Annotated in this window: 25 protein-coding genes and 1 pseudogene; 13 read left to right on the forward strand and 13 right to left on the reverse strand. The window is 73.8% G+C overall.

What is annotated here, in order from left to right:
* Positions 1-500 (reverse strand): HD domain-containing protein (locus tag BM093_RS24875; RefSeq protein ID WP_093350633.1); only part of this gene is annotated, 500 nt, incomplete at its 3' end.
* A gap of 100 nt (positions 501-600) precedes the next feature.
* On the opposite strand from BM093_RS24875, the gene BM093_RS24880 reads away from it, so the two are divergent.
* The 3 genes from BM093_RS24880 (at position 601) to BM093_RS24890 (ending at position 2,962) form a co-directional block, all read left to right on the forward strand.
* Positions 601-1,548: a GlxA family transcriptional regulator gene (locus tag BM093_RS24880; protein ID WP_093350445.1), complete on the forward strand. Its 948-nt coding sequence runs from the start codon at positions 601-603 to the stop codon at positions 1,546-1,548.
* Positions 1,549-1,883: 335 nt separating this feature from the next.
* Positions 1,884-2,237: a hypothetical protein gene (locus BM093_RS24885; protein WP_093350448.1), complete on the forward strand. Its 354-nt coding sequence runs from the start codon at positions 1,884-1,886 to the stop codon at positions 2,235-2,237.
* Positions 2,238-2,557: 320 nt separating this feature from the next.
* Complete coding sequence (locus BM093_RS24890; RefSeq protein ID WP_093350452.1) at positions 2,558-2,962, forward strand: hypothetical protein; 405 nt, start codon at positions 2,558-2,560, stop codon at positions 2,960-2,962.
* An 88-nt stretch (positions 2,963-3,050) separates the two neighbouring features.
* On the opposite strand, the gene BM093_RS24895 is transcribed toward BM093_RS24890, so the two are convergent.
* Both BM093_RS24895 and BM093_RS36155 read right to left on the reverse strand, forming a co-directional pair.
* The gene (locus BM093_RS24895; protein WP_177238693.1) at positions 3,051-5,546 is read right to left on the reverse strand and encodes a cation-translocating P-type ATPase; all 2,496 of its coding nucleotides are present in this window, start codon (positions 5,544-5,546) and stop codon (positions 3,051-3,053) included.
* A complete protein-coding gene (locus BM093_RS36155; RefSeq protein WP_177238694.1) occupies positions 5,543-6,106 on the reverse strand; it encodes a Chromate resistance protein ChrB in 564 nt (187 codons plus the stop codon). Before BM093_RS36155 ends, BM093_RS24895 begins: the two co-directional genes overlap by 4 nt.
* Before the next feature lie 95 nt (positions 6,107-6,201).
* Between BM093_RS36155 and BM093_RS24900 the strand changes: the two genes are divergently transcribed.
* Both BM093_RS24900 and BM093_RS24905 read left to right on the forward strand, forming a co-directional pair.
* The gene (locus BM093_RS24900; protein ID WP_093350458.1) at positions 6,202-7,164 is read left to right on the forward strand and encodes an aldo/keto reductase; all 963 of its coding nucleotides are present in this window, start codon (positions 6,202-6,204) and stop codon (positions 7,162-7,164) included.
* A 202-nt stretch (positions 7,165-7,366) separates the two neighbouring features.
* Positions 7,367-8,212, forward strand: coding sequence for a hypothetical protein (locus BM093_RS24905; protein WP_093350462.1), 846 nt, complete (start codon positions 7,367-7,369; stop codon positions 8,210-8,212).
* Positions 8,213-8,233: 21 nt separating this feature from the next.
* On the opposite strand, the gene BM093_RS24910 is transcribed toward BM093_RS24905, so the two are convergent.
* The 5 genes from BM093_RS24910 to BM093_RS24930 form a co-directional block, all read right to left on the reverse strand.
* Entirely contained in the window at positions 8,234-8,461 is a 228-nt protein-coding gene (locus tag BM093_RS24910; protein WP_093350637.1) for a hypothetical protein, read from the reverse strand.
* A gap of 5 nt (positions 8,462-8,466) precedes the next feature.
* Entirely contained in the window at positions 8,467-8,934 is a 468-nt protein-coding gene (locus tag BM093_RS24915; protein ID WP_093350466.1) for an Asp23/Gls24 family envelope stress response protein, read from the reverse strand.
* Between the two features lie 270 nt (positions 8,935-9,204).
* Positions 9,205-9,678 (reverse strand): hypothetical protein, encoded by a 474-nt coding sequence (locus tag BM093_RS24920; RefSeq protein ID WP_093350469.1) that lies wholly within the window; start codon positions 9,676-9,678, stop codon positions 9,205-9,207.
* Positions 9,679-9,787: 109 nt separating this feature from the next.
* Positions 9,788-10,624, reverse strand: a complete 837-nt coding sequence (locus tag BM093_RS24925) for an SAM-dependent methyltransferase (protein ID WP_177238695.1) — start codon at positions 10,622-10,624, stop codon at positions 9,788-9,790.
* 191 nt (positions 10,625-10,815) lie between these two features.
* Positions 10,816-11,139, reverse strand: coding sequence for a putative quinol monooxygenase (locus tag BM093_RS24930; protein WP_093350475.1), 324 nt, complete (start codon positions 11,137-11,139; stop codon positions 10,816-10,818).
* A gap of 180 nt (positions 11,140-11,319) precedes the next feature.
* Here BM093_RS24930 and BM093_RS24935 point away from each other — a divergent pair, with 180 nt between their 5' ends.
* Positions 11,320-12,315 (forward strand): hypothetical protein, encoded by a 996-nt coding sequence (locus BM093_RS24935; RefSeq protein WP_143105511.1) that lies wholly within the window; start codon positions 11,320-11,322, stop codon positions 12,313-12,315.
* Here BM093_RS24935 and BM093_RS24940 read toward each other — a convergent pair.
* On the reverse strand, positions 12,305-12,778 hold the full coding sequence (locus tag BM093_RS24940; protein WP_093350483.1) for a DoxX family protein: 474 nt from the start codon (positions 12,776-12,778) through the stop codon (positions 12,305-12,307). The genes BM093_RS24935 and BM093_RS24940 overlap by 11 nt on opposite strands.
* 116 nt (positions 12,779-12,894) lie before the next feature.
* On the opposite strand from BM093_RS24940, the gene BM093_RS24945 reads away from it, so the two are divergent.
* The 6 genes and pseudogenes from BM093_RS24945 to BM093_RS37995 form a co-directional block, all read left to right on the forward strand.
* On the forward strand, positions 12,895-13,422 hold the full coding sequence (locus BM093_RS24945; protein WP_093350486.1) for a PadR family transcriptional regulator: 528 nt from the start codon (positions 12,895-12,897) through the stop codon (positions 13,420-13,422).
* Between the two features lie 61 nt (positions 13,423-13,483).
* Positions 13,484-13,900, forward strand: a complete 417-nt coding sequence (locus BM093_RS24950; RefSeq protein WP_093350489.1) for a DUF1707 SHOCT-like domain-containing protein — start codon at positions 13,484-13,486, stop codon at positions 13,898-13,900.
* 51 nt (positions 13,901-13,951) lie between these two features.
* Positions 13,952-14,356, forward strand: coding sequence for a hypothetical protein (locus tag BM093_RS24955; protein ID WP_093350492.1), 405 nt, complete (start codon positions 13,952-13,954; stop codon positions 14,354-14,356).
* Positions 14,357-14,395: 39 nt separating this feature from the next.
* On the forward strand, positions 14,396-15,028 hold the full coding sequence (locus BM093_RS24960) for a class I SAM-dependent DNA methyltransferase (RefSeq protein WP_093350495.1): 633 nt from the start codon (positions 14,396-14,398) through the stop codon (positions 15,026-15,028).
* Positions 15,029-15,068: 40 nt separating this feature from the next.
* Entirely contained in the window at positions 15,069-15,467 is a 399-nt protein-coding gene (locus tag BM093_RS24965; RefSeq protein ID WP_093350498.1) for a hypothetical protein, read from the forward strand.
* Positions 15,468-15,912: 445 nt separating this feature from the next.
* Positions 15,913-16,293: pseudogene (locus tag BM093_RS37995) on the forward strand (transglycosylase family protein); the annotation flags it as partial.
* 82 nt (positions 16,294-16,375) lie between these two features.
* Here BM093_RS37995 and BM093_RS24975 read toward each other — a convergent pair.
* The 3 genes from BM093_RS24975 to BM093_RS24985 form a co-directional block, all read right to left on the reverse strand.
* Positions 16,376-17,383 carry a TIGR03617 family F420-dependent LLM class oxidoreductase gene (locus BM093_RS24975; protein ID WP_093350501.1) on the reverse strand — a complete coding sequence of 336 codons (1,008 nt, stop codon included), beginning with the start codon at positions 17,381-17,383 and terminating at the stop codon, positions 16,376-16,378.
* Complete coding sequence (locus tag BM093_RS24980) at positions 17,383-18,258, reverse strand: alpha/beta fold hydrolase (RefSeq protein ID WP_093350504.1); 876 nt, start codon at positions 18,256-18,258, stop codon at positions 17,383-17,385. Before BM093_RS24980 ends, BM093_RS24975 begins: the two co-directional genes overlap by 1 nt.
* A 64-nt stretch (positions 18,259-18,322) precedes the next feature.
* A complete protein-coding gene (locus BM093_RS24985; RefSeq protein ID WP_093350507.1) occupies positions 18,323-18,793 on the reverse strand; it encodes a MarR family winged helix-turn-helix transcriptional regulator in 471 nt (156 codons plus the stop codon).
* Positions 18,794-18,851: 58 nt separating this feature from the next.
* Between BM093_RS24985 and BM093_RS24990 the strand changes: the two genes are divergently transcribed.
* Positions 18,852-19,694 (forward strand): alpha/beta fold hydrolase, encoded by an 843-nt coding sequence (locus BM093_RS24990; protein WP_218162920.1) that lies wholly within the window; start codon positions 18,852-18,854, stop codon positions 19,692-19,694.
* Positions 19,695-19,809: 115 nt separating this feature from the next.
* On the opposite strand, the gene BM093_RS24995 is transcribed toward BM093_RS24990, so the two are convergent.
* Positions 19,810-21,954 (reverse strand): chorismate-binding protein, encoded by a 2,145-nt coding sequence (locus BM093_RS24995; protein WP_177238696.1) that lies wholly within the window; start codon positions 21,952-21,954, stop codon positions 19,810-19,812.
* Between the last annotated feature and the right edge of the window lie 156 nt (positions 21,955-22,110).

The following is a 22,110-nucleotide window of genomic DNA, read 5'->3' on the forward strand; positions in this document are numbered from 1 at the left end:
GCCAGGATGCGGTTCTTGAAGTCCGGGCGGGGATGGGCCTCGACCACCGCAGCGCGCTGCTGCTCGGAGAGCGCGTGGTAGCCGATGCCGAGCACGTCGAGCTCCACACCCCGGGTGAGCAGGGCGATCTCGGGTGCCATGTGCAGCGGGATCTCCGGGGTGGTGTGCAGCGCGATCGCGGTCCACACCCGGTCCGCGCTGTCGCCGGTGATGCCGTGGCCGTGCAGGAAGCGGCGGGCCTCGTCGGCGCCGTCGATCTCGAAGCGCTGGTCGGTGCGCCGGAACCGCTCGGTCAGCCCGAGGTCGTGGAACATCGCGCCGATGTAGAGCAGCTCGGGGTCGAACTCCAGGCCCTGCTCGCGTCCGCGCAGTGCCCCGAAGACGTAGACCCGCCGTGAGTGGTCGAACAGCAGCGGTGACGCCGTGTCGCGGACCAGTTCCGTCGCCTCCCGCGCCACCGTGCTGTCCGGAATGGTGATGCCTGCAATGGACCGGCTCATCCGATGTCCCTCCGACGTCTGATCGATGTGCCCTCGATCCTTCCTCCGTCGGCTACCGTGCAGCCATGTCCTTCCAGCCGTATACCACACAGTTCCGGACATGCACCGGATAGCGTTCGTCGTCTTCGACGGCGTGACGATGCTCGACGTGAGCGGCCCGGGCGAGGTGCTGCACCAGGCGTCCCGGGCCGGTCGTCCCTATGCCACGACGCTGGTCTCGCCGTGCGGCGGGACCGTGACGACGTCGTCGGGACTCGCGCTGGCGGGCACCGTCAGGGCAGCCGAGGCCGGTCCCGTGGACTCGCTGGTGGTCGCCGGCGGCGACCGGCTCGTCGACCTCCCCGTCGACACCGAACTGCTCGGCGTGGTGCGCGCCCTCGCCGAGCGGTCCGCACGGATCGCGTCGGTGTGCACCGGCGCCTTCCTGCTGGCCGAGGCCGGGTTCCTCGACGGCAGGCGGGCCACGACGCACTGGCGGCACGCCCGCACGCTGGCCCGCCGCTATCCGCGGGTCCGGGTGGAGCCCGACGTCATCCACGTGCGCGACGGGCGGTGCATCACCTCGGCGGGGGTCACCGCCGGCATCGACCTCGCCCTGTCCCTGGTGGAGGACGACCACGGCGCGGACGTGACCCGCGAGATCGCCCGCGAGCTGGTGGTGTTCCTGCAGCGTCCGGGCGGCCAGTCCCAGTACTCCACGACGACGGGGGTGCCGCCGGCCCGGAGCAGGCTGCTGCGTGCGGTGACCGACGCGGTCCTCGCCGACCCGGCAGGCGAGCACGACCTCCCCGCGATGGCGGCGACCGCGGCCGTCAGCCCGCGGCACCTGAGCCGCCTGTTCCAGGCCGAACTGGACACCACGCCGGCGCGGTGGGTCGAGGGCATCCGGCTCGACCGCGCCCAGCGGCTCCTGCTCGAGGGCCGGACGGTCTCGGCCGCGGCCCGGCACAGCGGCTTCGGCAACGACGAGACGCTGCGCCGGGTCTTCGCGCGGCACGTGGGCATCACGCCGACCGAGTACCGGAAGCGGTTCACCACGACCCGCTGACCGTCCGCACCCGCTGACCGTCCGCGTCGCGCTCGGCGCGGACGGCGACCGGCCGGCGCCCACCGGCGTGCCGCAGCGGCGCGGGAATCCGCCGGTTATGCCGCCATCGCCCGGTGACGCACCGTCGGGCGCAGCTCGTCCACGTATTCGGCGAATGAGTCCGAAATGATGAGTAACCACACGGAAAGTAATGTCGCCGCACGATGGTGTTCCCGGGTTTGAGCGGACCGATTCGGCTCGATACGTTTGGCGCAGCCGGCGCGGGCTCCCCCCTTTTGTCAACGTGCCGGCAGATGCCCGAGGCAACGGCCTCGTGACTCGTCAGGAGAAGAACTGTGCTGAAGAAGAAGGCTGGCATCCTCGCCGCGACGTCCGTCGCGGGCCTGCTCGCGCTGTCCCCGATCGCGTTCGCCGGCAACGACGGTGACGCCATCGACAAGAGCGCCGAGGGCGTCGTCGCGGGTGCCAACGGCAACAACGCCGAGGTCCCGGTCCAGGCGTGCAACAACAACGTCCCGGTCAACGTCCTGGGCGTCCAGGTCCCGGTCGAGGACGCGGCCGCGGGCAACGGCCTGACCGGCGGCGCCGGCATCGCGGGCGAGGGCAAGGCCAAGTCGGGCGACTCGGTCAGCGACCAGTCCGACAACTGCGGCCAGGAGGCCGGCACCGGCGACGCGGTCAGCGACTGATCCTCGTCGAAGCTCGGCGTGCCCCCGCCGACCGTGCGCGGTCGGTCGGGGGCACGTCCGTGTCCGGCCCACCCGGGTGATCACCCGGCGTCGACCACGGGGCCGGATGCACCCGGTTCGGGTCATCGGAAGAAGACCCGATCGGACGAATAACGAAACGGAAAGTAATTCTGCCACCCGATGGTGGTAGATAAATTGTTTCGCCCGGCCGTGGCAGCTAGATTGCCGGGCAGTCGGTGCGGGCTCCCCCTTTTGTCAGCGTGCCGGCAGGTACCCGGGACCGTCCCTGCGCGGGCTCGACACTCATCAGGAGAAGAACTGTGCTGAAGAAGGCCGGAATCATCGTCGCGGCGTCTGCCGCATCCCTGCTCGCCGCCTCCCCGCTCGCGTTCGCTGGCGACTACGCCGCGGAGAAGACCGACAAGTCCGACGGTGGCAAGCACCAGGGCGGCGACGACGGCGGCAAGATCGACAAGGGCGCCGAGGGCGGCCTCATCGGCGGCCTGAGCGGCAACAACGTCAACGTGCCGATCCAGGTCTGCAACAACAACATCCCGGTCAACGTCCTGGGCGCGCAGGCCCCGATCGAGGACCTGGGCCTGCTGAACGGCCTCACCGGCGCCCTGAACATCGGCGGCGAGTCCAAGGCCAAGTCGGGCGACTCGACGACCGACCAGTCCGACAGCTGCGGCCAGGCCTCCGGCTCGGGCGACTCGATCGGCTGATCACCGCCACTGCCGTCGTGCCCCCGTCGACCCCTCGGGTCGGCGGGGGCACACGCATGTGGAGGTCCGTGCGGTGACCCCTGCCCGGTCACCGGGCGCCGGCCGCCCGCGCGCGGGCGAGCTTGCGCACCTCGATCCACGACACCGCGACGACCGGGACCAGCACCGTCGCCGCCCACTGCGGCCCGGTGAGCGGCTCCAGCCGCAGCACCTCCCGCAGCACCGGCACGGTCATGATGGCCACGGCGGCCAGCGCGGTGACCACCGTCCACACCGGAAGGAACCGGTTGGACAGCAGCCCCGCCCGCAGCAGCGGCGTGCGCTCGGTCCGCATCACCCAGGCCAGGGCGAGGTAGCCGGAGAGCCAGCCGAGGAACGCGACCGTCTGCGAGCCGGTCACCAGGTACAACCCGCCGACGGCGACGAGCAGCGACGCCCCGCCCGCCACCAGGTCCGCCACCAGGGGGCGGTCCAGGAAGCGTGCCGCCGGGTCGCGGGGCCGGCGGTCCATCGCGTCGCGCTCGGCGGGTTCCGCGGCGAACGTCGCGCTGCCGGCGATGTCCATGAACATCTCCAGCACGACGATGTGGATCGGGGCGAACGGGATCGCGGGCCCGGCGACGACCCCGGTCACCGCGGTCGCCACCAGACCGACCTTGCAGGCCAGGTAGTACCGGACGCCCTTGCGCAGGTTGTCGTGCAGGGTGCGGCCCTCGCGCAGTGCGCGGGTGAGGGTGGAGACGTCGTCGTCGGCGAGGACGAGGTCGGCGGCCTCCCGCGCGACGTCGGTCCCGGACGCTCCCATCGCGACGCCGACGTCGGCGCGCGCCAGTGCCGGCGCGTCGTTGACGCCGTCCCCGGTCACCGCGACGACCTCCCCGCGGGCCTGCAGCGCCTCGACCAGGCGCAGCTTGTTCTCGGGGGTGACCCGGGCGAACAGCGACGTCCGGGCGACGGCAGTGGCCAGCGCGTCGTCGTCGAGCCGGTCCAGCTCCCGGCCGGTGAGCAGGTCCGCGCCGCCGATCCCGACCCGTGCGGCGAGCGCGCGGGCCGACGCCGGGTGGTCACCGGTCACCATCAGCACCCGGATCCCGGCCCGCTGTACGGCCGCCACCGCCTGCGCGGCACCGTCGCGGGGCGGGTCGGTCAGCCCGACGAGCCCGGCCGGGACGAGGTCGCGCTCGGCCTCGTCGGCGGTCTCCGGCACCCCGGACGCCCGCCGAGTCGCCACCGCGATCACCCGCAGTCCCTGGCCCGCCATCCGTTCCGCGCGGTCGAGCAGGGGCCGGTCCGCGTCCCGGCAGCGGCCGAGCACCGACTCCGGTGACCCCGTGGTGATCACCAGGCCGTCGGCGATCACCACCGTCATCGACTCGCGCACGGGGTCGAAGGCGAAGCGCTGCACCGGTTCCCCGGGCAGGACCAGCCCACGCTCGCGGGCAGCCACCAGGAACGCCACATCGGTCGGGTCGCCCGACCAGCCACCGCCCGGCTCGGCAACGGCCTCGGTGCAGGTCGCCCCGAGCGCGATCAGCTCGTCCGCGCCGACCCCGACCGGGACGGTCCGCGCGACCGCCATGCGGTTCTCGGTCAGCGTCCCGGTCTTGTCGGTCGCGAGCACCGTGACCGTGCCCAGCGTCTCCGCCGCCCGCAGCCGCCGGACCAGCCCGCGCCGCCGGGACAGCCGGTAGGCGCCCAGCCCGAGGACCAGGCTGATGATGATCGGGAGTTCCTCGGGGATCGTCGCGAACGCCAGGGTCAGCCCGGTCAGGACCATCTCGCGCCACGGCTGGCCGGTCAGCACGCCGATCAGCGGCACGAGCACGCTGAACCCGATCGCGAGCGTGGCCAGCGCCGCCGAGAGCTCGCGCATGGCCTGCTGCAGCGCGGTGCGCGGTGGCTTCGCGGCGAGGACGAGGCCGGTGATGCGGCCCAGCTCGGTGGCCGTCCCGGTGGCGACGACGACGCCGTGGCCGCGTCCGGCCATCACCGTCGTCCCGGCGAAGGCGAGGTTGTCCCGGTCGCCGAGGCCGGTGTCGGCGTCGAGGACCCGCCCGGCGTCCTTCGGGGCGGCGACGGGCTCGCCGGTGAGCGCGGCCTCGTCGACCCGCAGTCCCCAGGTCTCGGTGAGCCGGACGTCGGCGGGGACGCGTGCCCCGGCGGCCAGCGGGACGACGTCCCCCGGGACGATCTCCTCGACCGGGACCGACGTCACCCGCCCGTCGCGCAGCACCGGCGCCGTCGGCGCGGTCAGCCGGCCGAGCGCGGCGATCACCGACTTCGCCCGGAACTCGGCGAACACCTCGACCAGCACCACCGCGGCGATGATCACGACGATGGCGACGGTGTCACTCGGCCGGCCCCAGACGCCGTAGAGCACCGCGACCGCGACCAGCAGCAGCATCATCGGCTCGGTGATCTCGTCGGCGAGCACGTGGCCGAAGGTCACCCGGCGCGGCGCGACCCGGCGGTTCGGGCCGTGGCGGGCCAGCCGGTCCGCGGCCTCGGCAGCGCCGAGGCCGCGGGTGAGGTCGGTGCCGTGGTGCTCCGCGACCGCGTCGGCGGGCGCGGAGTGCGCCTTCATTCCGCCTGCGGGGGGACGTCGGGCGCGACGCCCTCGGCCCGGTAGACGCCCCCGGTGAACGCCTCGAGGGCGCGGACGCACCGGTCGAGCAGCTCCTCGGCGTCCTTGAGCCGCTCGTCCGGGAAGAAGTCGCGCGCGGTGATCTTGGCGAGCCAGCCGCGGAGCCGCTCGAGGTCCTGCTCGTTCTCCTCCAGCTCGGCGAAGGAGAAGTTGTCCCGTGCCGTCTCCTTCTCCAGCTCGGCGAGCAGCGCGTGGCCACGCTCGGCGAACTCGGCGAACTCCTTGCTCCGCTCGGCCCGGAAGCGGGCGACGATCTCGCCCTCGGTCTCCTCGTCCGCCCGGGTCACCTCGAGGGCGTACGCCGTCCCTCCGTGCCCGCGCACGTAGCCGACCAGCCCGTCGAAGAACTCCCGGTTCCCGGCGGTGCCGGGCAGCACCCAGGTGCCGTTCTGCAGGCCCACGGCGCCCGCCGCCTTGGCCCGCCGCCACAGCGTCACCCGCGGGCTCGACGGCGACGCCGGCAGCTGGGCGAGAAGCAGGACCCACCCCTCGGTTGGCATGCGGCGACGCTACACCGGATCGATCGGATGCAACATGTGTTGCGCAGGAACGGCCCTGGTGGCCGGGTGCGCGGCGGGCGCGGGAGGCTGTGCCCATGCCGCATCCCGTCTCCCGGCTCGGCCTCGGCCTGGCAGCGATCGCCCGCCCCGCCTACATCACCTCCGGGCGCGCGTCCGGGCTCGGTGCCGACCGCGACGTCGCCACGTTGCGCGCCCGCACCCGGGAGCTGCTCGACACCGGACACGCGGCGGGCATCCGCTACCTCGACGTCGCGCGCTCCTACGGGCGCGCCGAGGAGTTCCTGGCCGGCTGGCTGGCCGACCGCCCGGAGGTCGACGACGTCGAGATCGGCTCCAAGTGGGGCTACCGCTACGTGGGCGGCTGGCGGATGGACGTCGAGAAGCACGAGGTCAAGGACCACTCGCTGGACGCGTTCACCGAGCAGTACGCGCAGAGCCGCGAGCTGCTCGGCGACCGGCTCGGCATCTACCACGTGCACTCCGCGACGCTGGACACCGGCGTGCTCGACGACGTCCGCGTGCACCGCGCCCTGTCCCACCTGCGCGACGCCGGGGTCCGGGTCGGGGTCTCCACGTCCGGCCCGGCCCAGGCCGAGGCCGTCCGGCGGGCACTCGAGGTCCGGGTCGACGGGGAGCCGCTGTTCACCTCGTTCCAGTCCACCTGGAACCCGCTGGAGCCCTCGGCCGGCCCGGCGCTCGCCGAGGCCGCGGACTCCGGCGCCCGGGTGATCCTCAAGGAGGTCTTCGCGAACGGGCGTCTGGCCCCCGGCGGCGACGACGGCACCCCCGGTGCCCGGGCCGCCGCGGACCTGGCCGACCGGGTCGGGGCGCCGCTGGACCGGGTCGCCGTCGCCGCCGCGCTGGCCAACCCGTGGGCGTGGCGGGTCCTGCTCGGACCGGTCGGGAAGGGACAGCTGGAGTCCAACGCGGCCGCCGCCGGGTGGACGTTGCCGTCCGGTGTGGAGGGCGAGCTGGCCCGACTCGCCGAGGAGCCGGAGCAGTACTGGGCGACCCGCTCGGCACGCCCCTGGGCCTGATCGGACACCGGCGTTCGGGGGACCCTGGCGCGTTTCCCGGCGGAATACCGTTCCCCCGGACGCCCGCGCTCGTTTACCTTCCAGCCACCTGACGGTCGACGGCCCGACGCGCCCCCCTAGCCTTCCGTGGTGCCGAACACGCGGAAACGCGGGGGCGCGGCCGATCGGATCGTCCGGCCCGGCCGCGCATGAGGAGGGGGACATGACCGCCCAGCACCACCTGGACCGGCAGCAGTCACGCAGTGCCGACGACGACCCCGCGACCGAGGTGATCCCGCGCGTCGAGCAGCCCGAGCCGGCGTCGGCCGCCACCCCGGCCCCGGTGGAGCCGTCACCCGAGCCCGAGGCGCCGGTCGGCGCGCCGCACCTGGCGCTGCTGCGCCCGTCGAGCGTCGTGAAGGTCGCGGCCGGGGTCACCGCGGTACTCGCGATCCTGCACTTCGCCGCCGCCGTCTACGGCATCGGCCGCCCGGGCTTCGAGATCCCGGGTCCGATCCGGCTCGGCAACGAGCTCAACATCTCGACCTGGTTCAGCTCGGCGATGCACCTGGGCAACGCGGGGCTCCTCGCGCTGATCGCGGCGAACTCGGTCCGCCGCGAGCGCTGGAAGTGGATCCTGCTCAGCCTGGCCTGCGCGGTCGTGGCGATGGACGAGACCGCAGCCAACCACGAGCAGGTCGGCTGGATCATCCACACCACGTTCGGGACCAGCGGCTTCCTGACCTACGCCTGGATCATCCCGGCGGGGATCCTGGTGGCCGTGGTCGCGGCGCTGTGCCTCCCGATGATCCTGCGGCGCCCGGGCGCCTACATCGTCATCGCCGGTGCCGCGGTGTTCCTGTTCGGCGCGGTCGGGCTGGAGTCGGCAGGCGGCGCGGTCTTCGACCAGACCGGGGACGTCAACGCCTTCGGCTACAACGTGCTCGCCGGCTCCGAGGAGACCCTCGAGATGGCCGGTGTGGTGATCGCGATGGCCGGGCTGCTTCGGATGGCCGCCGGCAGCGGGCTGCGGATCGCCGGTACGAGGTTCGTCGACAGCTCGCGCTGACGGCGGCTCACCGGGACCGGCTCACCGGGACCGGCGGTCGCCGTCGCGGCCGCGACCGGTCAGGCCCGAGCGTTCGGCCAGCTCGGCGACGTCGAGATCGCCGTCGAGCCAGCGGCCGACCGCCAGGCCGAGCGCGCCGAGCACGAGCGCGACGGCGAAGCCGCCGAACCCGCCCACCGCGGCGGCGATCCCGAGGAGCAGGCCGGCGAACAGGCCGGTCCGTGCGTGGGACCGGGTGTCGGACGACATCGGGCTCACGCCACCCGGGACGGGTTCTCGAGCTTCTTCGGCTCCTCGTCCCTGCCGTCGTCGTCGCTGGGCAGGTGGACGTCGTCGACCGAGATGTTGACCTCGACGACCTCGAGCCCGGTCATCCGCTCCAGGGCGGAGATGACGTTGCGGCGCACCGCCTTCGCCAGGTCGGCGATGGAGACGCCGTACTCCACCACGACGTTGATGTCGACGGCGGCCTGCTTCTCGCCGACCTCGACCGCCACGCCCTGCGAGGCGTTGGTGGTGCCGCCGGGGATCCGCTCGCGCAGCGCGCCGAAGGCGCGGGCCGCGCCGCCGCCGAGGGCGTGGATGCCGTTGACCTCACGCGTGGCCAGGCCGGCGATCTTCGAGACGACGGTCTCGGCGATCCGGGTGCTGCCGTGCTCGGACTGCAGCGCGGAGGGGGTGCCGGTGGTGGCCGGGGTGGTCGCTTCGCTGCCGGTGCTCATGTGCTGCGCCTCCGAGATCGGGGCCCGGGCCTCCGGGCCGGTGTGCGGTTCCCGGATGCGGCGTGCCCCGCCGATCCGGTCGACACACGTGGGAGGCGCCGATCCGGCCGATCCTCACGCAGCGAGACGTGTGGCACTGGTCACAGCGCCTGGACGGGTGTTCGCTCCGCGGGCTCGCTCAGCGTCCATTGTTCGCTCCGCAGGCTCGCTCAGTGCCGATGTTCGCTCCGCAAGCTCCTCTCAGCGCCGATGTTCGCTCCGCAGGCTCGCTCAGCGCGGCGGGAGGCCGATCGTCCAGCCCGTCACGTCCCGCAGCGCCACCTGCCAGCACGCCGGCTCGACGTAGTTCGGACCGGCCGCCGCGGTCGGGACGATCAACGCGTCGGTGAAGTAGATCCAGTGGATGTCCTTGGCCGGGATGTCCCGGCCCGGCTGCTCGTCACCACGCCCCTCGGCCATGTCGAAGAACATCTGCGTCATCGCGTCGACGGACTCGTTCCGTTCGTGCGCCGCGGTCAGGTGGCGGAGCTGCTCCCCGAGCCCGCGCAGCCACGTCGCGGGGTGCACCGCGTTGCCGAAGACCAGCCCGGCCGGCGTGGCGACGGTCAACGGCACGCTGTTGCGCTCGTCGCGGTAGGCGACCGAGAGCACCGCCTGCAGGTAGCTGGGCGCGGCCAGCTCGGGGACCGTCACCACCCGCTGGGCGTTCGCCATCCCGGTGGGCCCGTCCGCGCTGACCGTCATGACCGGGGACGTTAGTCCGATCCCCCAGGTGCGGACAGGTCCACGTCGCCCTGACGAGGAGAGGCTGTACGGCCCAGTGCCGCGACCGCCGGCCGGTCGAGCGGAGTCCTCAGGTGCGCGGGACGGGTGCGGGGCCGGCGACCTCCGGGCGGCGCGGGGCGGGCACGCCGTGCACCGGCCGGACCGGCGCCGGCAGCGGCGCCGCGACCACGTCGAACCGCGCGCCGGCCGCACCCGGGCCGACGCCGTCGCGGTGCGTGTGGACCTCGACGTCGAGGCCGCGCGCGCGGGCCGCGGCCCGCAGCTCGTCGTGCACCCGGTCGGCCGTGCCGGCCTGCCCGAAGTCGCCGCGGTAGTGGTAGGCCAGCAGCATCCCACCGGGACGCAGGCGGTCCAGCAGTGCCGCCGTGCCGACCCGGAACGTGACCGGCTCCCAGTAGTAGAGGACGTCGGTGCAGACGATCAGGTCGAACGTGCCGTCCGGCATCTCGTGCGGCAGCGTCCGCCGGACGAACGTGCCGGCCGGCACCCGTGCCGCGGCCCGCTCGACGGCGGCCGCGCTGATGTCGACACCCAGCAGCACGTCGGTGTGTCCGGCCAGTCGCACGGAGAGGTCACCCTCCCCGCAGCCGACCTCCAGCGTGCGCGCGAACCGGCGCCCGGTCAGCGCGTCCATGACCGTGCCGTACTTCTGCTGCTCGTAGGTGCTCGCCCCGATCCGGTACGGGTCGGGCCTGCGGTAGAGCCGGTCGTGCGTACCGCGTCCCCAGCCCGGCTGCCACAGCCAGGTCGCCTCCGCCCAGCGCGGCTCGGTGTCGGCCCGGCCCGTCCGGGCGATCGCCCGCAGCGGGGCCGCGGTGGCGCGGACCGCCGCGCTGAGCGTCAGGCGCGCGGCCCGGCGGGCACGGTCGGCCACGGACGCACGGGGGGTGGGGAACTCGGCCATCGGGCTCTCCGGTCTGGGCGGAAGGGGCGCTGATGACCGCTTCATCGCCGCGGAGTGCCCAGTGCGTTACTCCACCCGACCGAGCAACCCCCGATGCGGTGAGGGTGGCGGGCGGTCGGGCACCGTCCGGACACACCGACGCCGGTGGCCCCGGATCGGAGCCACCGGCGTCGGCGCTGTGGGAGCGGGCGCTACTGCGGGGTCACCTCGGCCATCTCGTTCCAGGCATCGCCGTCGATGTCCTGGTAGTTGATCTTCGGCTTCTCCGACACCACCGTCGACATGAACGGGAAGAAGTTCTGCGCGTGGTCGGTCTTGACGTGCTCCTCGCCGGCCTTGCCGTCGCGGAACACCTCCACGATCACGAACTCGTTCTCCTTCTCGAAGTTCTCGTGGTAGTCGAAGGAGATGTTGCCCGGCTCCGAGTTGACGTTCTTCTTGTACTCGGAGATGCCGGACAGCCACTTGTCGCGCTTGTCCGGGCGGATCTGGGCCTTCAGGACGATGAGGATCACGTAGGCCTCCGGTTCACGGTCGTCACCGAATGTCGGCGCGGATCTTTCCACGGACCCTGTCGGTCCGCGTGTCTCAATCCTGGACGCTTCCGCCGCGGCCGGGGGATCGTGACCGTTCGTCGTCCGGAACGAGCCGGAAGTGGGAGTCGCCGCGGGCACTGGGCCCTCTACCGTCGGGGCGTGCGCCCCCGTCGTCCGGTGTGGACGAGCGTGGGGTGGGCCCTGCACGGCCTGCTCCGGTTCGTCCTGATCGTCGCCCTGCTGCCCTACGCCTGGTCGAAGGTCTTCCTCGTCCAGATGGGGCTCGTCGATTACTCCGACGCGCTCTACACGGTCGGCGAGAAGAGCCCGATGGGTCTGCTGTGGACCTTCATGGCCTACTCGCCCGCGGTCCAGGTGCTGTCCGGGCTGGCCGAGCTGGCGGTGGCACTGCTGCTGGTGTTCCGGCGGACGGCGTGGCTCGGCGGCCTGCTGGGCACCGTCGCCCTCGGTGTGGTGTTCCTGCTCAACCTGACCTACGACGTCCCGGTGCGGGGCCTGGCACTGGCGCTGACCGTCGGGCTGTTGCTGGTCGCGGTGCCGGAGCTGCCGCGGGTCGGGCGCTTCGTCGCGGGACGGGCGACGGGCGGGCACCGCGCGGCGCCGGCACTGCTGCCCTGGCCGCGGGTGCGTGCCGTCACGCGGTGGCTCGTCCCGGTGCTGGGGCTGCTGCTCGTCCTGGCGCCGGGCGCGGGGTTCCCGCTCGTCGCCGGGCTGCCCCAGCAGTCGTCCTCGGCGCTGCCCGGGGTCTACCGGGTGGTCGCCGATCCGTCGGCCCCGGCCCCGACCCTCGCCGCGGACCGGCGCTGGCAGGAGGTCGCGTTCGGGCAGTGGGTCGGCGCCGGCGGTCGCTCGGGCCTGACGATCCGGCTGGCGAACGGCGATCTGGTGGAGGGGCGCTACCGCCCGGTCCGCGACGGTGTCGTCGCGGTCGAGGTCTACCCGGTGCTGGCCGGGGACCGTTCCCTGATCCGGGAGGTGCAACGGGGCTTCGAGCTGACCTGGACCGCGCGCCCGGACGGCACGGTGGCCGTCCGGGGTGACGGGCAGGACCTGGTCCTGGAGCCCGACCCCGAGCTGCGCTATCTGCTCGACCGCGGGTTCTCCTGGTCGCCGGGGATCCCGATCAACCGCTGACGCCGACCTCGGTGCGGGCCCCGCGGCCCGCCAGGAGGCGGTCGACGGAGAACCGTCCCGGCCCGGCGGCGGCGAGGGCGAGCGCGCCGGCCGCGATCACCCCGACGAGCTCCCAGCCGCCGTCGTCGACGAACACGGTGGTGCCGAAGTGCGCGAACAGGAAGGCGCCTGCCATTGCGACGACGGTCGCCAGGCCGGCCACGGCGGTCGCGGCACCGGCGATCAGGAGCACCCCGCCCACGATCTCGACGCCGACGATGAACAGTGCCGAGACCAGTGGCAACGGGATGCCCATGCCGGCGAAGCCGTCGGCGACCCCGCCGACACCCTGGCCGAGCTTCTGCAGTCCGTGCGCGACGAGGACGGCGCCGATCAGCAGCCGGGTGGTCAGGAGGGCCACGTCGGACAGCGGGGCGGGGAGCCGGGAGGTGGTGGACCGAGTAATGGTTGAACGCTCATTCATCGTCCGCCGAAGCTACCGGCCGCCGCTCCCGCACGCACCCGGAAGGGAGATTGGTCATGGTCCGGCCGCATGATCCGTTGCACGGGACCGCCGTTCGTCGGCACTAGGGTGGCCGGATGCGAGACGCCGCGGATGGGGGCGGTCACCGGCTCGGGCTCGCCGAGTGGACGGTGCTGGCGGTGACGGGCGAGCGGCCGGTGCACGGGTTCGCGATCGCCGCGCTGACCGCCTCCGACGGCGAGCTGGGCCGGGTGTGGCAGATCCCGCGCCCGGTGGTCTACCGGGCGATCGGCCGGCTCGTCGACGTCGGCCTGATCACCGCCGAGGCCGTCGAGACCGGCGGCGGGCCACCGCGCACGCTGTACTCCTCGACCGCCACGGGTCGCGACCGGGTCGACGCCTGGCTGGTCACGCCGGTGCCGCACGTCCGGGATCTGCGGTCGGAGTTCCTGCTCAAGCTGGCGGTCCTGCACCGGCGCGGTGCCGACCCGGCGCCGCTGGTCACCGCGCAGCGCGGGGAGCTGGAGCCCATCGTGGCGGCGCTGCGGGCCGAGCAGGACGGCGCCGACGAGTTCGACCGGATGCTGGTCGCCTGGCGCCGGGTGTCCGCCGAGGCGGCCCTGGCCTTCCTCGACGAACTCTGACGGGCCTTGCGGCCACTCCTTGGATAGTGGATAGTTCTGGTATCCACACAAGGAGGCAGTCATGACGGACATGCGGGTCGGGGACACCGAACGGGAACGCGCCCTCGCCACGCTCGGCCGGCACGTCGGGGACGGCCGGCTGGACCTGGCCGAGTTCACCGGCCGCAGCGAGCGGGTGACCCTCGCGCGCACCCGGTCGGAGCTGGCCGCGGTGCTGGCCGACCTGCCCCGGCTGCCCGACCCGGAGCGCGAGCGGCGGGTCCGGCGGACCGTCACCGCCGCGACGTGGGGTCCGTGGGCGTTCACCGGGGTGCTCTGCTTGCTGATCTGGGCCGCGGTCGCCCTCGGCGGGGGCGGGGCCTACTTCTGGCCGATCTGGGTGATCGGCCCGTGGGGCGCGCTGCTGGTGCTCGGCACCCTCGTGGCCGGGGCGTGTCCGCGGTCGTCGCCGTTCGGCGGCGGGCGCAGGTCCGGATGACTCCGCAGGTCCGGATGGCTCGGGCCCGGCCCCAGCGGGTATGACGGCGGCATGGCCCGACGCGACACGACCTGGATCCCGCGCCTGCTCGGCGTGGCCACCGCCGCCTACGGCGCGGCGATCACCGTCAAGCCCGACCTGTTCCTGCGGCCGACGAAGCTGGTCGCCGACGGTGAGCAGCCGTCGTCCGGGCTGCGGGCGCTCACCGCTGCGATCGGCGGGCGCGACGTCGTCTCGGGCCTGGCGATGCTGGTGGCGCCGGCCGGAACCCCGCTGAAGTCGGCGATCGCGGTCCGCGTGGGTGCGGACGTGGCCGACGTGGCGGGTCTCGGGTCACGGCTGCCGGACCGCGACGCCCGCGATAAGGCGACCATGGTCGCGGCCGGCTGGGGCGCACTCTGCGCGCTATCGATCCTGGCCGCCGACCGGCCGCGGCGGCGCAGCTCGCACCGGTGAGCATGTGACAGCCGCCGGTCGCTCGACGATGATCGGCGGATGACCACGAGCACCGGGGGCGACCCCCATCTGGAACGTGCGTACACCCTGAGCGGCCCGGACGACGCCCGCGCCCTCTACGACGAGTGGGCGGACACCTACGACGCCGACCTCACCGGGGAGGCGCAGGGCTACGTCGCACCGTCGGCCACCGCGGACGCCGTCGTCGCGGCGGCCGGCACCGGCGGCGAGATCCTCGACGCCGGCTGCGGGACCGGACTGGTCGGCCTCGAGCTGCAGCGGCGCGGGGTCGGCACCATCGACGGCCTCGACCTGTCGCCGGGGATGCTTGAGCGGGCCCGGGCGACCGGTGCCTACCGGGACCTCCGCGAGGCGGACCTGACCGTGGCGCTGGACGTGGCCGACGACCGCTACGACGCCGTCGTCTGCGTCGGGACGCTCACCCACGGCCACGTCGGGCCGTCCGTGCTGTCGGAGTTCGTCCGGGTGGTCCGGCCGGGCGGGTTCCTCGTCGCGACCGTGCTGGACGACATCTGGGAGTCCGGCGGGTACCGCGCGGAGGTCGACCGGCTCTGTGCCGGAGACGTGCTGGAGGCGGTCTCGATCGAGATCGCGCCGTACCGCTCCGGGCAGCAGGTGGACTGCCGGCTGCTGGTGCTGCGGGTGCGGTAGCCCTCCCGGCGCCCGCCACCCGGCACGGCACACTCTGTCCATGAGCAACCAGCGCGGCCCGGTCCTCGGGCGCCGGATCCTGATCGTGCTGCTCGCGCTGGCCGCGGCGGTGCACGCGCGGCTGGTGGCGGGCACCGGCTCCGGGGCCCCGCTGCTCGCGGTGCTCGACGGGCTGGTGGCGATCGCCGCGATCGCCGCACTGGTGCTGGTGGTGCGCCGGGCGGACGGCCCGGCGCTGCTGACATCGGCGATCGCCGGCGGGGTGGGCGTCGCGCTGTTCCTCGTGCCCGGCCTCGTCGCGCTGACCCAGGGGCAGAGCTGGATGGCGTGGCTGGACCCGTGGTCGTTCGGCGCGCTGCTGCTGGACGCGATGGTCGTCCGGGTGGCGGTCTTCACCCTGCGCAAGACCGAGGAGGGGTCCTCCGGCGGGCGGCGCTGAGGCTCCTGCGGGCGGCGCCGGGGCCGTGCCGGGGTGCGTGGCGGGTTCCACGCCGGACGCCGAAACATCTCCGGATCGAAAACAACAAAGATCGACCTGGATTGATCGTAATCGGTTGAATCGCGCTTTGACCTGCGAATACATCTGTTACCGTTATCCTCGTGTGATAGGTCACCGACGCCTGGCTTGACCCGATCTCGCACTTTCGGCGACCTTCGATGGCGCTTCCGGCCGTCCATGGCCGGAGTGCGCACCGAAGCGCCGGAACCGCCACGCCAGGACGGCCCCGTCCCACGGTTTCCGGCCAGTCGACCTGCCTCGGGCGGGACGGGGCCGCGGGCCGCGAGCGATCTCGCGACAAACCGGACGGCGCTCCCCGCCGCAACCGGCCCGCCCGGAAAGCCGTGGGTCCGGAACCAGGTGAGAACAGATGAGCAGCACGCGCATGTCCATCCGTGGGCGTTTTGTCGGGACTCTGACCGCAGGCATCCTCGCGTTCGGGGCTCCGCTCGCCCTGGCCGGGACCGCGAACGCCGCCCCCGAGACCAACGCCGCCGTCGCCCCGACCGCGGCCGTCGCCCCGACCCAGTCGGTGTCCACCTCGACGTGGGACAAGCTCGCCGAGTGCGAGTCCGGTGGCGACTGGAGCACCAACACCGGCAACGGCTTCTCCGGCGGCCTGCAGTTCACGCCGTCGACGTGGAAGGCCTTCGGCGGCGAGGGCAAGGCCCACAACGCGAGCAAGTCCGAGCAGATCCAGGTCGCCGAGAAGGTGCTCGACGGCCAGGGCTGGGGCGCCTGGCCGGCCTGCGCCAGCAAGCTGGGCCTGCGGTAAGAACCCCCACGGGCTCGCGACGGCCGGTGACCGGAAGCGGTCACCGGCCGTCGTCGTGTGTGGACAGCCCGGGTCAGGCGGCCCGCAGCCGGGTGGCGACGTCGTGCACCAGGGCGGGGTCGGCCGCGTACGGCGTGTACAGCGAGACCCGGTCGACCAGGTCCCGGTAGCGCCCGGCGATCCCGGTCGCGACCTCCTCCGCCGAGCCCGCGACGGCGAAGACGTCCAGCACGTCGTCGTCGATCAGGCCGGCCATCTCGTCCCACGCCTGCTGCCGGGACAGCCGGTTGAGCCGGTCCGCCAGCTCCCCGCGGCCGTGGTGCTCGAGCACCGGCCGGTACGGCGGGGTCGAGGCGTAGAACGCGATCTGCCGGCGCACCCCCGCCTCGGCGGCGGCGCGGGCGTCGGTGTCGGCGCCGAGCACCGCGAACACCGGCAGGCAGACGTCGAAGCCGTCCAGGTCCCGCCCGCGCCCGCGGCGCAGGGCGGGCAGCGTCACCTCGGCCAGGTACGACGGCGAGGTCAGCGAGTGCGCCAGCAGCCCGTCGGAGACCCGGCCGGCCACCTCGGTCATCCGCTCGCCGACCGCCGCGAGCATCACCGGCGGCCTGCCGTGCGGGTTCGGCCCCGGCGAGAAGAACTCCGTCATCAGCGTGTGCGTGTAGAACTCGCCCTCGTAGCGCAGCCGTCCGCCGGTCTCCCAGGCGTCCCAGACGGCGTGCAGCGCCCGGACGAAGTCCTCCATCCGGGCCGCCGGACGGCTCCACGGCATCCCGAACCGGCGCTCGATGTGCGGCTTCACCTGGGACCCGAGGCCCAGGTCGAACCGGCCGCCGGAGATCAGGGAGATGTCGTTGGCCTGGTACGCCAGCGTCATCGGGTTGCGGGCGAACGCGACCGCGATCGCCGACTGCAGCCGGACCCGGGTCGTGGCCCGGGCGGCCAGGCCGAGCGCGACGAACGCGTCGTGCGAGGTCTCCGGGACCGAGAGGGTGTCGTAGCCGTCCCGCTCCGCCTCGACCGCGGCCGCCTCGGTCTGCAGCGGATCGGCGGAGAACCCGCCGGTGGTGTCGACGCGCATCAGGACCGCACCTCCGGTACGACCCGGTCCAGCCAGGTCAGCAGGTCCGCGACGATCTCGTCGCGGTTGGACTCGTTGAACACCTCGTGCCGCGCGCCCGGCCAGATCTTCAGCGTGACGTCGTGCAGCCCGGCCGCCGCGTACCGCTCGGTGAGCGGCCGCACGAGCTGCAGGCCGCCGTTGACCGGGTCCTGGTCGCCGACGACGACGTAGACCGGCAGGCCGCCGGGGATCCGCTTCAGCGTGCCGCCGTCGGCGAGCGGGCGGGCCGCGGCGAACATCGCCCGCGTCCCGGGCAGGTCGACGCCGAAGCCGCAGCGGGCGTCACCGACGTAGGCGTCGACCTGGGCGGGGTCGCGGGAGAGCCACTCGAAGCCGGTGCGCTGCTCGAACGGCTCGTTGAACGACGACAGGTCCATCGGGCCGGACAGGTCCAGCCCCTGCTCCATCAGATCGAGCACGGCCGTCCCCGACAGGACGACCGCGGCCGGCGGCTCCGCGTCCGCGACCAGGTGCTGCTGGACGGCGAACGAGCCCATGCTGTGCCCGAGCAGGACCAGCGGCACTCCGGGGTGCTCGGTGCGGGCCAGCCCGGAGAGCACGGCGATGTCCGAGACGAGCTGCTCCCAGCCGTCGTCGCCGAGGACGCCGTAGTTCTCGGGGCCGCCCGCGGTGGCACCGTGCCCCCGGTGGTCCTGGGCGTAGACGGCGAAGCCACGTGCGGTGAGCGCCCCGGCCAGTGCCACGTAGCGCAGGGCGTGCTCGCCCATGCCGTGGGTGAGCTGGACGATCCCGCGGACCGGGTGGTCGGGGAGCCATCGGTAGGCGGTGACGGCGGTGCCGTCGCGGCCCTCGAAGGTGAAGGTGTCGGTCATGCGTGTGCACCGCCGGTGATGTCGATCGATCTCGGTCGGATCGTGCGCCACCGGTGATCGGCGGTCAATGCCCGGTGTCCGTGTCCGGCTCGATCTCCCCGAGGTCGTCGACCATCGCGGTGAGCACGCGGAGGGTGGCCGCCACGTCGCCGTCGCCGACCCGCTCGGCGACGCCGCGCAGCCGTGCGTGCTCCCGGCCGACGACGGCGTCGATGAGCGCCTGGCCCTCCTCGGTCGGGACGATCAGCTTCGAGCGACGGTGTCGCGGGTTCTCCACACGCTCGACCAGGTTCGCGGCCAGCGCCTCGTCGACCATGCGCTGGACGAACTGCCGGCTCAGCGACTGCGACCGGCCGATCTCCGGCACCGTCATCGGGCCGTGCCGGCGCAGCTGGTCGAGCACTGCCCGGACGCCGGCGGACACCCGGTTCTCGCCCGCTGCCTCCTCCACCTCGCGCAGCACGCGCCGGTAGAGGGGGCCGACCAGCAGGTAGACCTCGGCCAGCTTCTCGGCGATCGCATCCCGGTCGGTCATGACCGCCAGTATGACACCCAGGTTGTCCAATCCTGCAGCCTATGACACCTTGGTTGTCATGTTTCTTCCACTCGCGCACATGGGTGCTCCCGCGTTCCTGCCGGTGCCCGGTGGACGTCTCGCCTACCGCGACACCGGTCCGCGCGCCGACGGCCCGCCCGTGGTGCTGCTCCACGGTGGCGGGCTGGACGGACGGATGTGGGCCCGGCAGGTGGCGGCGTTGTCCGAGCGGCGCGTGATCGTCCCGGACACCCGGGGGCACGGTGGATCGTCGACGCCGGACGGTCCGTTCCGGCCGTGCGAGGACCTGGTGGCGCTGCTGGAACACCTCGACACCGCTCCGGCCGTGCTCGTCGGGCTCTCGATGGGCGGACGGATCGCCGCCGACACGGCGCTGGTCCGGCCGGACCTGGTGGACCGGGTGGCGGTCAGCGGGGTCGGGGTCGGGGCGCCGGACTTCCGTGACCCGTGGACGCTCGGAGTGTTCGCCGAGTGGGCGCGTGCCCAGCAGGAGCTCGACGCGGACGCCTGGGTGGAGGCGTTCCTGCAGTTCGTCCGTGGGCCGTACCGTTCCGATGACGAGGTGGCCCCGCTGGTCCTGGACGAGGTGCGGTTGATGGTGGTCGACGTGCTGACCCACCACCTGCCCGACGATGTGACGGCGGCGGGCCCGCCGATGGAGTTCCTCGACGGAGCCGCCGACCGCGCCGCGGAGTTCCCGGTCCCGTTGCTCGGGATCGTCGGCGCGCTCGACGGCGACGACCACCGGCGCGAGGTCGCCGACGCCGTGGCCGCGGTACCGGACGGGCAGTTGGTCACGATCCCGGACACTGCCCACTACCCGAACATGGAGCGGCCGGTGGAGTTCACCGACGCCCTGCTGACGTTCCTCGCCCGGTAGCGGGTGGGGCCGTGGCGCTCCGGATCAGATCGCTCGCCGGGGTGGCTGCTGCGACGCGTCCGATCACCTCAGGGCCAGCCCGGTTCACCGGGCGATCGGACGGCGAGCCGGTGGGTCAGTGGGCGAGCCGGGTGGCGAGCCGGCGGGTCAGCGGGTCCGGGGTGTCCCAGCGGGCGACGAGAGCGCCGCCGTCGTGCACCTCGCGCACCCACTGGATCCCGCGCAGGGCGTTGACCAGGAAGAGCCCGTCGGTATCGGCCAGCTCACCGACCGGCAGCGGGGCGATGCGGACCGCGTCGGGCCCGAGCAGGTCCAGCACCGCGCGGCGACCGGTGCCGGGCAGGATGCGGCCGTCGAGCGGCGGTGTCCACAGCCGTCCACAGTGGACGGCCGCGAGGGAGGACCGGGTGCCCTCGAGCAGCGCGCCGGTGAGGTCGGCGAGCACCGGGGTCCGGTCCGGACCGGTCGCGGCCTCGTGGGCGTCCAGCCACCGCCGGTCGGCGAACTTGTGGCACTCGGCGTCGGTACCGCGCCGGACGTCGAGGACCAGGCCGGGCTGCTCGGCGAGCGGGACCGGTCCGGGCCAGGCGGCCACCCGCACGTCCACACGGGACGGGTCGTGCAGGTCCGCCTCGACCCGCATCCGGTGGTGCCCGGTCCGGCCGGCGGCGGCGTTCGCGACCACGGTCTCCACGGGTGCCGTGAGCACGGTGCCGGTCACCGCGAGGTACGAGCGCCGAAGCCGGGCCGCGTGCTCACCGACCCGAGCGGCGACCCCGTCGGTGCAGGCCACGGTCTCGAACAGGCCGGCGGCCCGGTCGGCGGGCCGGGTCCGGGCCGGCGCAGGCTGCGGGGTCGGCCCGTCCAGCGCGGCGAGTACCGGTGCGGCCTTGGTCAGGCACTCGGCGTACTCCTCGGCGGGGTCGGAGTCCACGGTGATCCCGCCGCCGACACCCAGCCGCCCGGCGCGGGATCCGTCCGGGTCTGCCGGGCCGAGGTCGAGGGTGCGGATGGCGACGTTGAGCTCCAGCCCGGCCAGCGGGCTCACCCCGCCGACGGCGCCGGTGAACAGGCCCCGGTCGCGGCCCTCGCACTCGGCGATCACCGCGCACGCCCGGACCTTCGGCGCGCCGGTGACCGACCCGGGCGGGTACGCGGCGGCGAGCAGATCGCCGTCGCCGACGTCGTCGCGCAGCGTGGCGTGCACCCGGGAGACGAGGTGCCAGACACCCGGGTGCGGTTCGACCGCGAGCAGCCGGCCGACCTGCACGCCGCCCGGTACCGCGACCCGGGCCAGGTCATTGCGCATCAGGTCGACGATCATGACGTTCTCCGCGGCGTCCTTCACCGAGACCGTCAGCCGCTGCCGTTCGTGCTCGTCGCGGTCCGGTACGCCGGTGCGAGGGCGGGTCCCCTTGATCGGTGCGGTGTCGACCCGGTCGCCGCTGCGGCGCAGGAACAGCTCCGGGCTGGCGCTGACCGCGACCCGGTCCGGGCCGGCGACGAGCGCGGCCCGCGCCGGCGGGGTGTCCCCGGTCAGCCGGGCCCACGCCTCGTGCACGTCGCCGTGCAACCGCACGTCGAGGCCGGTGGCGATGTTGGCCTGGAAGATCTCACCGCGCCGGATCTCGCCGATGCAGCGTTCCACCGCGGCGAGGTGGGCGTCCCGGTCCGGCCACCGCACCACCTCCAGCCGTGCGGTCCGCGCGGGTGCCGGGTGCTGCAGGTCCCGTTGCAGCTCGGCGAGCCGCTGCTCGGCCGAACCGACGTCGGGGTGCACCGGCAGGTCCCAGGGGCGGTCGGTCGACTCCTCGCCGGCGACCAGGGCCTCGAACCACCAGCGCTCCCCGTCGTGCCGCAGGACGTCGCGGTACCAGGCCAGCACCGCGTCCGGGCGTGCCTGCGGCGGCGCGTGGTCGAGGAACCCGAACCAGCCGCCGCCGACCGCGTCCGGGTGCGCGGGGTCGGCCGGTAGCCGCGGGACCGCCGCGAGCAGGGTGAACGGGTCGGTCCCGGGCGGCGCGACCAGCATCGGGTCGCAGGCCACCAGCGCTCCCCACGACCAGCCGCCGGCGAACGCGGCCACCCGGTCGCGGTCCGCGAGCCGGCGCACGATCTCCCCGGCCTCCCCGGGCGGTGCGTCCGTCTCCCCACCGGGCACGCCGGGAGCTGCAAGAGGCGCACCGCGCCGCCCGGTGGGCACGTCGAGGACGAGCGGGACCGAGACCAGCCGGGGCCGGACCGAGGCGAGCGACGTCACCGGCCGAGCATGCTGACCCGTTCCGCGGCCGGGAAGGTCCCGGTGGCGTAGTGCACGTCCAGCCATCGGTGGTGAGTTCGCTGCGCAGGACGAGGTCGTCGTCGTAGTCCGCCCGCCGACCGGCCACGCGGCCGTCGCCGTGGCGCCGGGTCCGGC

It is taken from the genome of Pseudonocardia ammonioxydans, assembly GCF_900115005.1.
Taxonomy (GTDB): domain Bacteria; phylum Actinomycetota; class Actinomycetes; order Mycobacteriales; family Pseudonocardiaceae; genus Pseudonocardia; species Pseudonocardia ammonioxydans.

Excerpts from the sequence above, each read along its gene's own strand:
- BM093_RS24880 (WP_093350445.1), top strand. The coding sequence starts at position 601 with ATGCACCGGATAGCGTTCGTCGTCTTCGACGGCGTGACGATGCTCGAC.
- BM093_RS24895 (WP_177238693.1), bottom strand. The coding sequence starts at position 5,546 with ATGAAGGCGCACTCCGCGCCCGCCGACGCGGTCGCGGAGCACCACGGC.
- BM093_RS36155 (WP_177238694.1), bottom strand. The coding sequence starts at position 6,106 with ATGCCAACCGAGGGGTGGGTCCTGCTTCTCGCCCAGCTGCCGGCGTCG.
- BM093_RS24900 (WP_093350458.1), top strand. The coding sequence starts at position 6,202 with ATGCCGCATCCCGTCTCCCGGCTCGGCCTCGGCCTGGCAGCGATCGCC.
- BM093_RS24905 (WP_093350462.1), top strand. The coding sequence starts at position 7,367 with ATGACCGCCCAGCACCACCTGGACCGGCAGCAGTCACGCAGTGCCGAC.
- BM093_RS24910 (WP_093350637.1), bottom strand. The coding sequence starts at position 8,461 with ATGTCGTCCGACACCCGGTCCCACGCACGGACCGGCCTGTTCGCCGGC.
- BM093_RS24915 (WP_093350466.1), bottom strand. The coding sequence starts at position 8,934 with ATGAGCACCGGCAGCGAAGCGACCACCCCGGCCACCACCGGCACCCCC.
- BM093_RS24920 (WP_093350469.1), bottom strand. The coding sequence starts at position 9,678 with ATGACGGTCAGCGCGGACGGGCCCACCGGGATGGCGAACGCCCAGCGG.
- BM093_RS24925 (WP_177238695.1), bottom strand. The coding sequence starts at position 10,624 with ATGGCCGAGTTCCCCACCCCCCGTGCGTCCGTGGCCGACCGTGCCCGC.
- BM093_RS24940 (WP_093350483.1), bottom strand. The coding sequence starts at position 12,778 with ATGAATGAGCGTTCAACCATTACTCGGTCCACCACCTCCCGGCTCCCC.
- BM093_RS24945 (WP_093350486.1), top strand. The coding sequence starts at position 12,895 with ATGCGAGACGCCGCGGATGGGGGCGGTCACCGGCTCGGGCTCGCCGAG.
- BM093_RS24950 (WP_093350489.1), top strand. The coding sequence starts at position 13,484 with ATGACGGACATGCGGGTCGGGGACACCGAACGGGAACGCGCCCTCGCC.
- BM093_RS24955 (WP_093350492.1), top strand. The coding sequence starts at position 13,952 with ATGGCCCGACGCGACACGACCTGGATCCCGCGCCTGCTCGGCGTGGCC.
- BM093_RS24960 (WP_093350495.1), top strand. The coding sequence starts at position 14,396 with ATGACCACGAGCACCGGGGGCGACCCCCATCTGGAACGTGCGTACACC.
- BM093_RS24965 (WP_093350498.1), top strand. The coding sequence starts at position 15,069 with ATGAGCAACCAGCGCGGCCCGGTCCTCGGGCGCCGGATCCTGATCGTG.
- BM093_RS24975 (WP_093350501.1), bottom strand. The coding sequence starts at position 17,383 with ATGCGCGTCGACACCACCGGCGGGTTCTCCGCCGATCCGCTGCAGACC.
- BM093_RS24980 (WP_093350504.1), bottom strand. The coding sequence starts at position 18,258 with ATGACCGACACCTTCACCTTCGAGGGCCGCGACGGCACCGCCGTCACC.
- BM093_RS24985 (WP_093350507.1), bottom strand. The coding sequence starts at position 18,793 with ATGACCGACCGGGATGCGATCGCCGAGAAGCTGGCCGAGGTCTACCTG.
- BM093_RS24990 (WP_218162920.1), top strand. The coding sequence starts at position 18,852 with ATGTTTCTTCCACTCGCGCACATGGGTGCTCCCGCGTTCCTGCCGGTG.